This window comes from Rhodococcus sp. IC4_135 (assembly GCF_011602025.1).
Lineage (GTDB): Bacteria > Actinomycetota > Actinomycetes > Mycobacteriales > Mycobacteriaceae > Rhodococcus_F > Rhodococcus_F baikonurensis.
Genome location: NZ_JAAOLG010000009.1, coordinates 42,897 through 56,448, shown reverse-complemented (window position 1 = coordinate 56,448; position 13,552 = coordinate 42,897). Strand labels below are relative to the sequence as shown.

The window sequence follows — 13,552 nt, the reverse complement described above, 5'->3', positions numbered from 1 at the left end:
TCCGCTCCGCATACACGAGGCGACTCATCGGATAACGTCTTCAACCGTGGCACCGAAACTGAAGACACTGACCCGTGAGCTGTCCAAGCGCGGCCCGCATCGAGTTCTCCGCGGCAACCTCGCCCTGGCCGGACAGCCGGGTGTCGTGTACACGCCGGAAACCGGTTTCAATCTCCCCGCCGTTGCCTTCGCGCACGGGTGGATGGTCGGGTCCCACAAGTACGAGCAGACACTCCAGCACCTCGCTTCCTGGGGAATCGTCGCAGCGGCGCCCGACAGCGAACGCGGTCCGGTCCCGTCACACCTCGGATTGGCGGCAGATCTTCGGGCCACTCTCGACATCTGCGTCGGCGTACGCCTCGGCCCCGGCCAGATCAGCGTCCAACCCGATCGGGTCGCCTTTGCCGGTCACGGCATGGGCGCGGGCGCGGCAGTGCTGGCGGCAGCTCAACGTGGGGATGTCGGTGCGGTGGCCGCGCTGTTCCCGGCCCCGACGGCACCCAAGGCGGAGAACTACGCGTCGAAGATCACAGCGCCCGGATTGATCCTCGCGGGCGAAGACGACGTCGATTCCATGACCAGCAATGCCCGCCCGCTGAGCGTGGAGTGGGGCGGACCCGTCGTGGCACGTACCGTGAACGACGGTCAGGACGCCGGACTGATCGAAGGCCGACGACTACTCGGCGCTCTGGGTCTCGGTGGGTCCGAGCGTAAGACACAGGCCGCCACACGGTGCCTGCTCACGGGCTTCCTGTTGTTCCATCTGACCGGAGACAAGAAGTACAAGGACTTCGCTGATCCCGACGTCGAAATCCCGCACACGTCACCGTTGCTCCCTGTCGAACCTCACTCCGACGCGCGGGCCAGCCAGCTGTTGCGTAAGTAGGGGTCCGGGCTCGCCCCCGTCTTCGGCGGCGGGCTCGGCTCAGTCGGCGTCGGCTCGGACGCGGCCCGCAGGTACGGGCCGACTCCGACGGAGCTTTCAGGATCGCTGTCAGCGGTGTCGTTCGCGGCAACTTCGGTATCGAATCGCAGCGACGGTGGGCTCCGACGCGCTTCCTCGGTCGCCGCGACTGCTCTGCGCTCACGGAAATCGTCGAGTTGAGCATCGAGGGTTCGCCGGATCGCTTCGAACGGCGCGTGTACGGACTTCACAGCGGACCAGCGCCGGCCAACTCGGCACCCGTCTCGTCGGCGGGGACGGCAGACGACTCCTCGGGAACTGCAACAGTCGGCTCCGCGTCTGGCTCCATCTCCGGACCCGGCAATACCTCTGCGGCGGAAACCTCAGTGGTGGATACCTCGGTGGTGGTTTCAACCGGCAGCTCGGGCCGAAGTACCTCCGACTGGGGCGGTTCCTGCAGCGTTTGCTGATCGGCGTCGAACACTATTCGCGGCCAACCATTTTCGTCCAACTCCACGCTGACCGACGCAGCGCTCCCGTCAGCGCCGGTGACATCGAGACTCACCCCGCGACCGTCGGGAGTAATCGAGAAGCCCCACACGTTGCCGCCGATCGAAAACGAGAACGGCGACGCCGCGGCACCGGAAGCGCTCGGCTCCGCGACCGGCAAGCTTGACGGGAACGCATCTGTCAGCCACTGCGTCGCAACGTCGAAAGCATCACCTACTGCACTCGCGCACTGCGTACACGCCCTGTCGAATTCGTCGCGAGCGTCCAGATACACAGAACGAAAAACTGTCTCCAGCCATTGCTCCGCACCACAACCGCTGGAAGCGGCGCGGGTCAACTGCTCGATCTCCCCCACGCCCAGACCGCCGATCGTCGCCCGGTCGAGACTGGCCACCTTGAAAGCCTTGTCGGCCAGCGCCGTTCGAACAGTCCGCGCGAATTCGTCAGCCAGTGCGATCAACAGTGGCGCCGAATCTGCATCGGACCGAGCTTCTCGCCTCGCCCCGAAGACCTGATCTACGACCACATCCACTCCGGAAACATTCCACGCCGCTGGAAGGTTCTCCGCCAGGACCGTCAGCATCGTGATCTCCGCGACCGAACCATCCACGGCCCCAGCCAAGTCCGACACGTCCCGCGTCAGTGCCTCCAAATCGATGCCCACTTCAGCACGATACGAATCCTCGTAGGACGTAAGCAGTCGTTCTTCGAAACCCAACTGAGTGGCCAGGTCGTGAAATCGACCGAAGAACTGCAGTCCTCTCGCACCAGCATCCAGGATCTCGTCGGGATGCACGAGCGAATCACGCAGTGCAAGAATATCTTCGACGAACCTAAAGCCGTTCGTCACGGCGTGAGGCGTCACGCTGTTGGGGGTCACGAAGCCGACCCGCCGGAGCCGCGCAACCGCTGCGCGCCCGCACGGTCCACGTCGACGACCGCCTCGGTCGAGGAGGAAAGCCTGCGCCCCAGCATCTCGAGAAAATCGGCACGCCCGACCAAGCGGGAATTCACGACCGCCAATGCCGAGGCCAACGCGACCCCGTGCTCGGCATAGTCACGGCCCGAAACAGCACCGCCGAATCGCAAATGCCTGATCGGTTCCGCAGAAGCGCGCAGATCCTGAGCCGCCGACACCGCACGGCGTGCCAATTCATCTGTTCCAGCACGGTCGACGTCCACGAGCGACCCCCAAGTTTGAGCGGAACCACTCGCACGTCGAGCGGCCTATGACTCCTTGGACGCAGCGGGGCGCATTTACGTTCCCTCGAAAACGCGAACGCGTCTACGTTTTCTCGGCAATGCGAACTCGCGATGTGGGGCTACACCGAACCGACGATCTCGGCCAACTGGTCGGCCAACTTCTGCGCGAGCGGGAGTTCGGTTGCTTCGACCATGACGCGAACCAGTTGCTCTGTCCCCGACGGACGCAGGAGCACTCGACCACCGTCACCGAGAACGCGCTCGGCGTCCGCGACTGCCGCGAGCACCGACGGCGACGCTGCCACCGTCGCCTTGTCGCCGACCTTGACGTTGATCAGCACCTGCGGGAGGGTGGTCATCGTTGCGGCCAATGCGGATGCCGACTTGCGCGTACGAGCCATGCGTCCGAGCAAACGGAGACCGGTGAGAATTCCATCGCCGGTGGTACCGAACGCCGGCAACACGACATGGCCTGACTGTTCTCCACCGAGGCTGTACCCGCCCGCACGCAGTTCTTCCAAGACATAGCGGTCACCTACGGCCGCCGTCACGACGTTGATTCCGGCCTCCCGCATCGCGATGTGCAACCCGAGATTGCTCATGACGGTCGCGACGAGAGTGTTCTCGACCAATTCGCCGGCGTCATTCATCGCGATCGCCAGAACAGCCATGATCGCGTCTCCGTCGACCACCGCTCCGGTCTCGTCGACTGCCAGGCAGCGGTCCGCGTCGCCGTCGTGTGCGAGCCCTAGATCCGCCCCGTGATCGACCACGGCTTTCTGAAGATTCTCCAGGTGTGTCGATCCGCAACCGTCGTTGATGTTGAGGCCGTCGGGATCGGCGCTGATCGCGATGACGCGAGCGCCCGCTGCGGCGTAGGCAGCCGGTGCGAGCGCGGAAGCAGCGCCGTTGGCGCAGTCGACGACAACGGTGAGCCCGGCAAGCGGCTCGCTAGCCGCGCTCGCCAGATGTGCCAGGTACAACTGAGAGGCGTCGTCGACGGTACGGACTCGGCCGATCCCGGCACCGGTCGGAAGTACAGGCGCTGCAGCGCCGTCGAGCGCATCCTCGATCGCCACCTCGACGGCGTCGTCCAGCTTGTGTCCACCGGCCGCGAAGATCTTGATTCCGTTGTCCGGCATGGGATTATGCGATGCCGAAATCATGACACCGAGACTGGCGTCGAGCTTTGCCGTCAAGTAGGCAACTGCCGGAGTCGGAAGAATACCCACGTCGAGCACGTCGACGCCTGCGGAACTCAACCCGGCCGTCACCGCAGCCTGAAGCATCTCACCGCTGGCGCGAGGATCGCGGCCGATCACGGCGGTCGGACGTGCATCCGAGGTGTCGGCTGTCAGTACGCTCGCCGCGGCCACTGCCAATCTCAATGCAAGATCTGCAGTCAGATCCGAATTGGCAAGTCCACGAACACCGTCAGTACCGAACAACCGACCCATAGAACGACTCCTGAATCCTGTGAACCTCGAGAATGGAACTCGAGAATGGAATTTCTCCGAGAAACACAAGAGCGAGCGTCCGGTAACGATGGACGCCCGCTCTTGTGGTGAAGCAGGTGCCGAAGCAGACCCGTTGGGTCAACCTCGGCAAAGCATCAGCGCTTGGAGTACTGCGATGCCTTACGGGCCTTCTTCAGGCCGTACTTCTTACGCTCGACCGCGCGGGCGTCACGCGTCAGGAAGCCTGCACGCTTGAGGGCCGGACGATCATCAGGGGTTACCTCGATGAGTGCGCGCGCGATAGCCAGACGCAGTGCGCCTGCCTGACCGGACGGGCCGCCACCGTGCAGCAGTGCAATGATGTCGAAAGACTCGGGACGCTCGACGAGCACCAGCGGAGCCTTGATCAGCTGCTGGTGAACCTTGTTGGGGAAGTAATCCTCCAACGTACGGCCGTTGAGCTTGAACTGACCGGTGCCGGGAGCCATCCGGACGCGAACGACAGCCTCCTTGCGGCGACCGACGGTCTGGACCGGGCGATCGAGGACGATCGGTGCGAGCGTAGCTGCAGCAACCTCTTCGACGACCTCGACTGCGTCAGCGGCGACAAGCTCTTCCACTGCTTCGATGTTCTCTTCGGACACGTTCTGCTCTTCCGGCGATGTCACTGTGCGACCTGCTTGATCTCGAACGACACCGGCTGCTGCGCGGTGTGGGGGTGATTCGGGCCCGCGTAGACCTTGAGCTTGCTGCTCATTGCGCGGCCGAGCTTCGTCTTGGGGAGCATGCCGACAATGGCCTTCTCGACGAGACGATCGGGAGTCCTGTCGAGGACCTCACCGACAGTGCGGGACTTCAGGCCACCCGGGAATCCGGAGTGGTGGTAAACGTTCTTGCCCTGGAGCTTGTTGCCGCTGATGGCAACCTTCTCTGCGTTGATGATGACAACGAAGTCACCACCGTCGATGTGCGGCGCGTAGGTGGGCTTGTGCTTGCCACGCAGCAAGTTCGCTGCCTGAACGGCAAGACGGCCGAGCACCACGTCAGTGGCGTCGATGACGTGCCACGTGTGGGTCACATCTCCGGCCTTCGGGGTGTACGTAGACACAGATCTTCCTCGTCTTAATTCATTCCACTGCTGACCATGTGCGTATCGCGTAAACGATCCTCGGCGGCCAGTTGAGACCCGAGAACCGCCGGTCTCCACGCATTTCTGCCGGAGCCCTACGGCACGCCACCGATAGACGATACCGGTCTACCCGCTGCCAGGTCAAAGCGCAGCCATCGCCGTCGACAACGCCCTCCCCGGAACCAGGGGGTAAGCGATCGACATGCGCCTGCCCCGGCAACCTGACGGTACCGGGGCAGGCGGGGTGTCATCACGACATGAATGCTGTCAGCGACCGAACCCGTTTGCGGCGATCCGATCAGCTTCCTGCATCTTCTCCGAGCCGCTCGCCGTCGCTCCGGCGATCTGCGCGAGAACCATGTTCAGTTCTTCGGAAGCCTGGGCCCAGCGGCGCTGAGCGTCGTTCCACGCTTCGGAGCCTGCCCCTTCCCAGCCTGCTTGCAGCTTGTCTACGACAACCTTGATGTCGCCCTGCTTGTCGTTGATCGCTTTGGCCTGCTGTTTCATCTGGTCGGACAGCATTGCGAGGCCGCCGAAGTCGTACTTGATCCTGTCGGACATAACTGCTCCCGGTTCGGTGTGACTGGAGAGAAATTGTGAGAACTACTGGCTGAGGACTGCTTGATCGAACGGTGAAGCGCTCACGGTCAGGACATGTTCACCGTCGCGCCGCGAAGCGCGCTGACGTTGTCGTCTTCGGTCGAGTCGAAGGTTCCAGCAGCCTGTTTGATCTGCTCGCAGATGTCGGTCAGAGCAGTGTCCAACTTCAGGGCCGCGCTGTTGTATCGCTCCATGATTCCTGCGTATTCGACCTGTGCGGCGCCGTTCCACGAATTGTGCGAAGCGTCGGCCTCCGACCGAACAGCGTTGACCAGTCCCCTGATGTCACCGAGATGTCCGTCGATGGTCCCCGCCGAATCGATCAATTCAGCGGTAGTTGCGGTAAAGCCCATGTCGTCCCCCTGGATTCGGTGAGTACCGTTCGGTATCGGCGATCACACACGACGGCTTGCCCGTCGAATGTGCACCGGGGTCCGAGCGGAACTCCCTGATGTGCGCTACACATACTTTGACGCGATCTCCGTGCCAACGGTTCCGGCCCGACCGAAGAATATTTTCAGAACCGACCGATCCGATCAGGGTTTGAATTCGAGTGACTGCCACATCCGCAGACAATCCGCTTCGAGACTGTCCCACTCACCGACCAGATACTGGCAGCCGATACTCACTTGCCGACCGTTGCCGACGTACACGTGCCAACGCACCTCGGAGAAATCGTCCGGAAACTCGACGTACACCACTGCCTGTTTTCCTGCGGCATCGTCGATCACAGAAAACTCTCCGAACCGCAACGGGTCCTCGAACGCCGAAAACTGCTGACGCAAAGCAGCTTCGACGGAATCGAATCCCGCACCTTCCGCAAGACGTTTCTCGATGACCACGATCTTGCGATCCTCGCCGGAGCTGGGTATCAAATCGGTACGACCGCTCGAAGTCCCTGGTGACAGAAGCTTCCAATCGGAAGGCAACTCTGCTGCAACGCTTCCCAGGTCCACACGCCTGAGTTCCGGCGTGGCATCGGGCTCGATCGACGGAATCGAAGTCTTCGGTGCGGGCTTCCCCTGATCTTTCGACGCCTCCGCGATCTCAACTTCGTCTTCCGCCGTAGCTGCGACCGACCCTGCCGACCGAGAATCGCTTCGATCGCGAGTGAACACCACAACCGTTGCCGCGACCACAGCGACGACGGCGACCATCGCAAGCGCCGCAGCGAACCATCGACGGCCTCCGTTCCTCCCGCCGACTCGACGCGGTGAGGAGGCAGTCGAGTCCATGGAAGTAATCGACATCGCGCCATCCGAATCGCCTACCCACCCGGCGCCAAAAGCCGAATTGTCGACGATTCGACCGGAACTGTCCCGCGCGGTTGTCTGGCGAACGAGCGTCTGAGGATCCACCAGAGACGACGCCACCCGACTCTCGTCCAGAATTCGAATGCTCGCGTGGCCGTGGACATTCGTCGAGCCACGTTCGAGCGAAGCCGCAACGGCATGGGAGCGCGGCCCGACCAGCACCACGGCGTCCCGAACCGACAAGTCCCCTATTGCGGAAAACAACCCCGCAACGTCTGCGATCGCCGAACTTTGTGCCCCGTCGATTCGGAGTTCGCCGTCGACCTCACCGACAACAGACGCGACCACCGTTCCGCCACGCAGTTCGAGGACGACGCACCGCGATCGCCAGGCTGTGTGAGCCGACCTCGCCGCCGCGACCGACGTCGGAACGAGGACGACGTCGTGCGCCACTCGCCGTGCGGCATCGAGCAATCGCCGCCTGCGTGGGGCACCCCAATCCGAGGGATGACTGAGATAGAGAATGTCTACATCGACGATTCCGCACCCGTCCATCGCCCTGGAAATCAGCCTGGCCAGCTCCAAAACCGTCGGGACAATCCGACCATCTACGTCGACATAGTCGTCGTCGACGAAATCGATCGCATTTTCACCGGTACCGGGACCCGACGCCGTTTCCCGTCTGAGGTCTGCACTGCAACAGAATTCGCGTTGACCCGATACCACCCAGATATTGGATGGACCCCAATGTAACGAGACTGACACCAAGGACGGAACGGTCACAGCGGTGGCATCCACGGAACTTGGACAAGTTGGGTTTGCGAGCGAGAAACGTAGACCCCACGACCTTCCGGCAATGTCGACGCGCGGACGGTGCCGACGAGATTTCCCTCGTCACGACTCCCGCTCATGATCAATCCGGCCGGTGCCATGTCGCGAATTCTCGCGATCACCGGCTCGTACAATGCTCTGGCCGCACCACCGGAACGGCGGGCAATCACCAGGTGCAAACCGATGTCCTTGGAATGCGGAATGTATTCGAGCAACGGCGCCACCGGATTTCCACTCGGTGTAGCCACAAGGTCGTAGTCGTCGATCAGTACATAAATCTCCGGCCCACTCCACCACGATCGTTCCCGCAATTGCTGCTGCGTTGTTTCGGCGTTCGGCATCCTCGCGGCGACTATCCGAGCCAAGTCGACCATCAACTCTCCGAAGGTCGTCGACGACGCCGAGTACCCGCCGAGGTGATTCCCTTCGACCACTCCCAGCAGGGAATGCCGATAGTCACCGATAATCAGCTTGGCCTGGGCCGGTGTGTTCGACGCGATGATCCCTTCCGCTATTGCGCGCAGAAGAGATGTCTTGCCACACGCGGTGTCGCCGAATATCAAGAAGTGCGGGTGTTCCCGGAAGTCCATGTACACCGGCGCGAGGTCGGTCTCACCGAGGCCGATCGGCACGGTGAGGCACCGACCGTCGGCCGCGCTCGGTGAGGGCCACCGGGTCCCGACAGCTTCGAGAAGTTCTGCCCGCGAGTACGAATCCGGAAGCATCCGCACGGTCGGTGCCGGACGCGAATTCGACATGGCCGCAATACGTTCGACCGTCGCCGTCACACTCCCGTTGGAGTTCTCACTACCTGGCAAACCGTCGATTCGAGGTAGTCCGGTAAGAAGGTGAAGTCCGTCGCGTGTGATGCCTCGACCCGGTCGACCTTCCGGCACCAGGCCGGCTTTCTGGCGACCCGCATCCGAATCTCCCGGATCGCCCAACCGAAGTTCGATACGAGTACCCAGTTGGTCCTTGAGTGCCGGCCGGATCTCGGCCCACCTCGACGTCGTGACGATCACGTGCACACCGAAGGACAATCCTTGACCGGCGAGCATGTTGATCTGAGGCTCGAGCGATTCGAAATCCGAACGAACACTGGGCCAACCATCGACGACGAGGAAGACGTCACCGTACGGGTCATCTCGGAGTCCCGCCGCCACACCTTCCCCGGTGGGATCAACTGTTCGCAGTCTTCGGAAATCGGCCATCGAGTCGATGCCGAGGTCACGAAACAGCCGCTCTCGTTTCGCGACCACACCGAGTACCTCGGCAACCGTGCGCCGGACGCGGTCGGAATCCAAGCGGTTTGCCACCGATCCGACGTGCGGCAGATCCTTCAACCCGAGGAGCGTTCCACCGCCGAAGTCGAGGCAGTAGAACTGAATCTGTTCCGACGTGTGCGTCATGCTCAGAGACAGGATCAATGTGCGCAACGCCGTCGATTTTCCCGACTGCGGGCCGCCGACGATCGCAAGGTTGCCCGTCGATCCGTTGAGATCGGCGACGAGAAGATCGCGGCGCTGATCGAACGGCCTGTCGACTATGCCGAAGGGTGCGCTCAGATTTCCGCGAGGTTGATCACCGGCCGCCCACCGCGGCAGCAACTGGTCAAGCGTCGGAGATGCGTCGAGTGGCGGGAGCCACACCTCGTGCGCGCGCGGACCGTGACCGCGCATGCGGTCGACGAGGACTCCCATGAGAGTACGTGCATCGTCACCAATTTCACCCATGTCGACGACATCGGGCTCGACGGGACCGACAACAGCCTCCGGCCCGATCACGGGCGTCGCGGTAAAGGGCAGCGGCGCGAGTTCGACGGGGGAATCGACCGAGAATCGAGCGGGCACTATCCGCTCGCCCTCGTACGGGCCTGACACGTATGCACCTTGGAAGCGAACGATCTCAGCAGAATCGGACTTCAGATATCCCGCACCGGGCGTACCTGGTAGGTGATAAGCATCGGGAACACCGAGAACGGAACGAGACTCGTTCGCCGAGAAAGTTTTCAAACCGACCCGATACGAAAGATGGCTGTCGAGCCCCCGAAGCTTTCCTTCGTCGAGCCGCTGACTGGCCAACAACAAGTGGATGTGAAGTGATCTCCCCAATCGCCCGATGGCCACGAACAATTCGGCAAATTCCGGCTGTTGACTGAGCAGTTCGGAAAACTCGTCGACAACCACGAAGAGTGCAGGCAACGGATCGAGTGCAGCGCCGGCCAGCCTCGCCTTCTCGTAATCGGACACGTTTGCGAAGTTTCCCGCCGCACGCAGCAGTTCTTGTCGACGATTCATTTCGCCGGCGAGCGCGTCCTTCATACGATCGACCATCGCCAATTCCTCGGCAAGGTTGGTGATGATCGCAGCAACGTGCGGCGCCTCTTCGAGGCCGAGAAAGGTTGCACCACCTTTGAAGTCGATCAGGACGAGGTTCAGCGCGTTGGGTGAATGGGTCGCGATCAGGCCGAGCACCAAGGTTCGCAGGAACTCCGACTTGCCAGAACCGGTGGCTCCGATACACAGCCCGTGCGGACCCATACCGTTCTCGGCCGATTCCTTCAGATCCAGTTCGACGGGGTTTCCGTCTTGTCCGACACCGATCGGCACGCGGAGTCGGTCGCGCCCCTGACGTGGCAGCCAGCCGTGCTCGGGATTGAACCTCGCAACATTTCCTATCCCCAACATCTGGCTCCAAGTCCGAAGGGACCGGTCGTCGTCGGCTGCGTCCACGGCGTTCTGCGATGCCGCGCGGAACGGTGCGATGCGACGTCCGAACGACTGGGCCAGGCTCGTCGTCGCAGCGTCAGGCGTCGCAAAGTTCTCGACTCCTGCGCTGCTCACCGCGCCGATCTGCTCGCTACCGACGACCAGTCGCAGACCACGCGCCGCCGCCAAGCGCGGGCAGAACCCGCACAGGTCGAGGACGGTCACCGAGTCGAGCCCGGATTCGGATAACAGGCCGGTGTCACCTTCGAGCAAGCCACCGTCCACGACCAACACGAGATGCGGAACGCCCGCACTCGCTGGAGTGTTGCGGGCGAACCGAGCACGCATCGAAAGCGATTCACCGAGGGAACTCTCGAACTCGAGGTACGAACCGAACACCATACGTGAAGTGCCGGCGCCGTCCTGAGACTCCGGATGTTGCACGTGTGGGAGCCACTTGACCCACTCCCACTCGGATTCGGTATCGGGACCGCACACCACCGCAACTTGGACCGTGTCCGGACCGTGGAAAGTGCACAGCTGCATCAACATCGAGCGGACAAGCGCACGAGCGGAATCTCTCTGCCCCTCGATGGACATCGCAGCAAATCCGCGAAGCGAGACGGCTGTCGGCAGATCCTTGACAACCGAATGCGCACGAACGAATCGCCGAAGCGAGACAGCGGCGACGGGTTCGAGATCCTCGACCGGCCCGGTCTCCGGAGATACGAGTCTGGTGGCCAATCGCTGTGTACCCAGACCGACCCGAACGTGGCAGTAGTCCGAGTCGGTGATCTGACGTTCCCACATCCGCACAGTTCCGACCAACGTCCAGAGCAACGACGGCTCGGGGTTGCTCCATTGCAGTGCAGCACGCTGCGCACCAGACGTCGCAGCAACATCGCTGCGCATCTGATCCAGGTACCGCAGGTAGTCCTTGCGGTCCTCGTTCGCTTCGGACGCCCGTGCTCCACCGCTACGACCGCCCCCGGCGAGCATCCCGAGCATCGACACCATCATCATGACCGGAAACAGGAGAGACATCGGATTGCGCGCCATGCCGGAAGAGAACATCAGCGCCACCATGCCGATCATGGCAACCACCATGATCACCGGAAGTAGTTTGGTCAGTAGGTTTCCCGGCGTGACGCGAGGAATCTCCGGTGGGGCCTGAAGCGTCACCTCGCCGCCCGGTGTGCGCGGCGATTCACGGCGCGCTCGACGCGCAAATCTGACAGTGCTCAATTCACCCACCCCCATCGGTGCTGCAACTGTTGCCGACATGCGCCTCGTCCCGGCTACCGCCGGCCCCCCAAGGCGTACTCGCGCAATTGCAAGAGAGTAGATCACAACACCGACACTCGGGTCGGTGCCACCTGTTGTCGGCGCTGTCTCCGACACGGGCGCGCAGTTCATGTCGTATCGTTCGGGTGAACTGGGGTGACGCGACAGGGGAATCGCGTCATGGGAGGGGACAGATCTTGACCAGCACCACTACAACCAGCGCTGCACACACCGGACACGGACCACGCGCGACCCATTCTGCCGAACTGTGCAGGTTGACGGTACTTTCAGCCCATTCGCAGGTGGATCTTGCGGTGCCGCTTCGTGTTCCACTCACGGCGGTCATTCCGGGCATTGTGGACACAATTGTCAACCACAGCAATCTCAACCAGTTCGACCACAGCACCGAACAATTCGAGCCCGTCGACTGGACTCTGTCGAAAGTCGGCAGGGCGCCGCTGGCACCGATGCTGTCGCTGCACGAGCACGGAATACGCGATGGGGAATTGCTCGTACTCGAGGCCGCGGACACGGCTGCCCCGCCCCCACTCTTCGACGACATCATGTACACCGTCGCGGCCACGGATGCAGACATCTACCGGCGCTGGACTCCGATCACCGCGCGCGTCGTCGGCTCGTCCGCCGCCCTCGTCGCAGCGCTCATCGCGGCCCTCGCCCTGGTCCTCGGCGATACGGGTCTGATCGGCGCTGTCTGCGGCGGAGTCACGTCCTTGGTGCTCACCGTCACCGCCGTCGTGGCAGCGCGCGTGTACGCAGACACTGCAAGCTCCATCACACTCGGATGCACGGCGGTGCCACTGGCTTTCGTCTCCGGCGCACTTTGTGTACCCGGCACTGTCCTTTCTGCTCATCTCCTTCTCGGTTCGGCATTCGCAGCCGCGGTAACTCTGATCTGCCTCCGCTTGTGCGGTGCCGGATTAGCCGTCTTCACCACACTTCTCGTCGTCCTCCTTGCTGCGGTGAGCACCTTCGCCGTCACGACGACGCTTCCCGAGGCGCGCACCGCGACGGTCAGCAGCGCGGTGATTGCCGCGGCATTGATCGTTCTCACGTTCACTGCTCGACTGTCGATGCTGTTCGCGCGATTACCGCTTCCCCCGGTTCCGACGCCGAGTAATCCCCTCGACGACGATCGCGACGGCGTGCCCGAGCCCGAGCTACCCGGGCTGACCGAGTTGACCGACAGGGCGGGGCGGGCTCGTAGCTATCTGACCGGACTGATCGTGGCCACGTCGGTGGTCGCGCTCACTGCCGCAGTCGCACTCGGGTGGTCCTGGACCGGTCAGGGAATCGTCTGGCCGAACCTTGCTCTCGCATTGGCGACGGCCGTCGTGCTGATGTTTCGCGGGCGCACCTATGCGGGCGCACAGCAGGCGGTCCCACTCATCGCGGCAGGCATCTCGGTGATTCTCGTTCTCCTGGGCGACATGGCATGGACCCATCGCGACCATGCATTGGTCGTCTTCGCCATCACTATGACTGTTCTCCTCCTGTCACTGATTCTGGGAATCCTCGCCCCCCAGAACACATTCAGCCCCGTGATGCGGCGCGCGGCCGAACTGTTGGACCTCGCTGCGATTGCAGCAATCGTTCCGCTGATCTGCTGGGTCAGCGGGCTCTTCGCGCTCATGCGCGGTCTCTGAGCGATCGGA

The 13,552-nt window shown here is 62.7% G+C and carries 12 protein-coding genes; 2 read left to right on the top strand and 10 right to left on the bottom strand.

What is annotated here, in order from left to right:
• Positions 1 to 46: 46 nt before the first annotated feature.
• Positions 47 to 886 carry a dienelactone hydrolase family protein gene (locus G8767_RS17705; RefSeq protein WP_095968912.1) on the top strand — a complete coding sequence of 280 codons (840 nt, stop codon included), beginning with the start codon at positions 47 to 49 and terminating at the stop codon, positions 884 to 886.
• On the opposite strand, the gene G8767_RS17700 is transcribed toward G8767_RS17705, so the two are convergent.
• The 10 genes from G8767_RS17700 to eccCa form a co-directional block, all read right to left on the bottom strand.
• On the bottom strand, positions 847 to 1,155 hold the full coding sequence (locus G8767_RS17700) for a hypothetical protein (RefSeq protein ID WP_166810864.1): 309 nt from the start codon (positions 1,153 to 1,155) through the stop codon (positions 847 to 849). The genes G8767_RS17705 and G8767_RS17700 overlap by 40 nt on opposite strands.
• Positions 1,152 to 2,294: a hypothetical protein gene (locus tag G8767_RS17695; protein ID WP_166810863.1), complete on the bottom strand. Its 1,143-nt coding sequence runs from the start codon at positions 2,292 to 2,294 to the stop codon at positions 1,152 to 1,154. Before G8767_RS17695 ends, G8767_RS17700 begins: the two co-directional genes overlap by 4 nt.
• Positions 2,291 to 2,596, bottom strand: coding sequence for a hypothetical protein (locus G8767_RS17690; RefSeq protein WP_124566546.1), 306 nt, complete (start codon positions 2,594 to 2,596; stop codon positions 2,291 to 2,293). The genes G8767_RS17695 and G8767_RS17690 overlap by 4 nt, the downstream gene beginning before the upstream one ends.
• Before the next feature lie 140 nt (positions 2,597 to 2,736).
• Positions 2,737 to 4,074: a phosphoglucosamine mutase gene (gene glmM, locus G8767_RS17685; protein ID WP_095968909.1), complete on the bottom strand. Its 1,338-nt coding sequence runs from the start codon at positions 4,072 to 4,074 to the stop codon at positions 2,737 to 2,739.
• A gap of 155 nt (positions 4,075 to 4,229) precedes the next feature.
• The gene (gene rpsI / locus G8767_RS35855) at positions 4,230 to 4,742 is read right to left on the bottom strand and encodes a 30S ribosomal protein S9 (protein WP_095968908.1); all 513 of its coding nucleotides are present in this window, start codon (positions 4,740 to 4,742) and stop codon (positions 4,230 to 4,232) included.
• Entirely contained in the window at positions 4,739 to 5,182 is a 444-nt protein-coding gene (gene rplM / locus G8767_RS17675; protein ID WP_166810862.1) for a 50S ribosomal protein L13, read from the bottom strand. Before rplM ends, rpsI begins: the two co-directional genes overlap by 4 nt.
• Positions 5,183 to 5,470: 288 nt before the next feature.
• Positions 5,471 to 5,764 carry a WXG100 family type VII secretion target gene (locus G8767_RS17670; protein WP_003940975.1) on the bottom strand — a complete coding sequence of 98 codons (294 nt, stop codon included), beginning with the start codon at positions 5,762 to 5,764 and terminating at the stop codon, positions 5,471 to 5,473.
• An 86-nt stretch (positions 5,765 to 5,850) separates the two neighbouring features.
• Positions 5,851 to 6,156 (bottom strand): WXG100 family type VII secretion target, encoded by a 306-nt coding sequence (locus tag G8767_RS17665; protein ID WP_095968907.1) that lies wholly within the window; start codon positions 6,154 to 6,156, stop codon positions 5,851 to 5,853.
• 183 nt (positions 6,157 to 6,339) lie between these two features.
• Positions 6,340 to 7,782: a type VII secretion-associated protein gene (locus G8767_RS17660; protein WP_346843004.1), complete on the bottom strand. Its 1,443-nt coding sequence runs from the start codon at positions 7,780 to 7,782 to the stop codon at positions 6,340 to 6,342.
• Positions 7,783 to 7,835: 53 nt separating this feature from the next.
• Positions 7,836 to 11,879 carry a type VII secretion protein EccCa gene (gene eccCa / locus G8767_RS17655; protein WP_240952383.1) on the bottom strand — a complete coding sequence of 1,348 codons (4,044 nt, stop codon included), beginning with the start codon at positions 11,877 to 11,879 and terminating at the stop codon, positions 7,836 to 7,838.
• A 197-nt stretch (positions 11,880 to 12,076) separates the two neighbouring features.
• On the opposite strand from eccCa, the gene eccD reads away from it, so the two are divergent.
• Complete coding sequence (gene eccD / locus G8767_RS17650; protein WP_166810860.1) at positions 12,077 to 13,543, top strand: type VII secretion integral membrane protein EccD; 1,467 nt, start codon at positions 12,077 to 12,079, stop codon at positions 13,541 to 13,543.
• Positions 13,544 to 13,552: the final 9 nt, after the last annotated feature.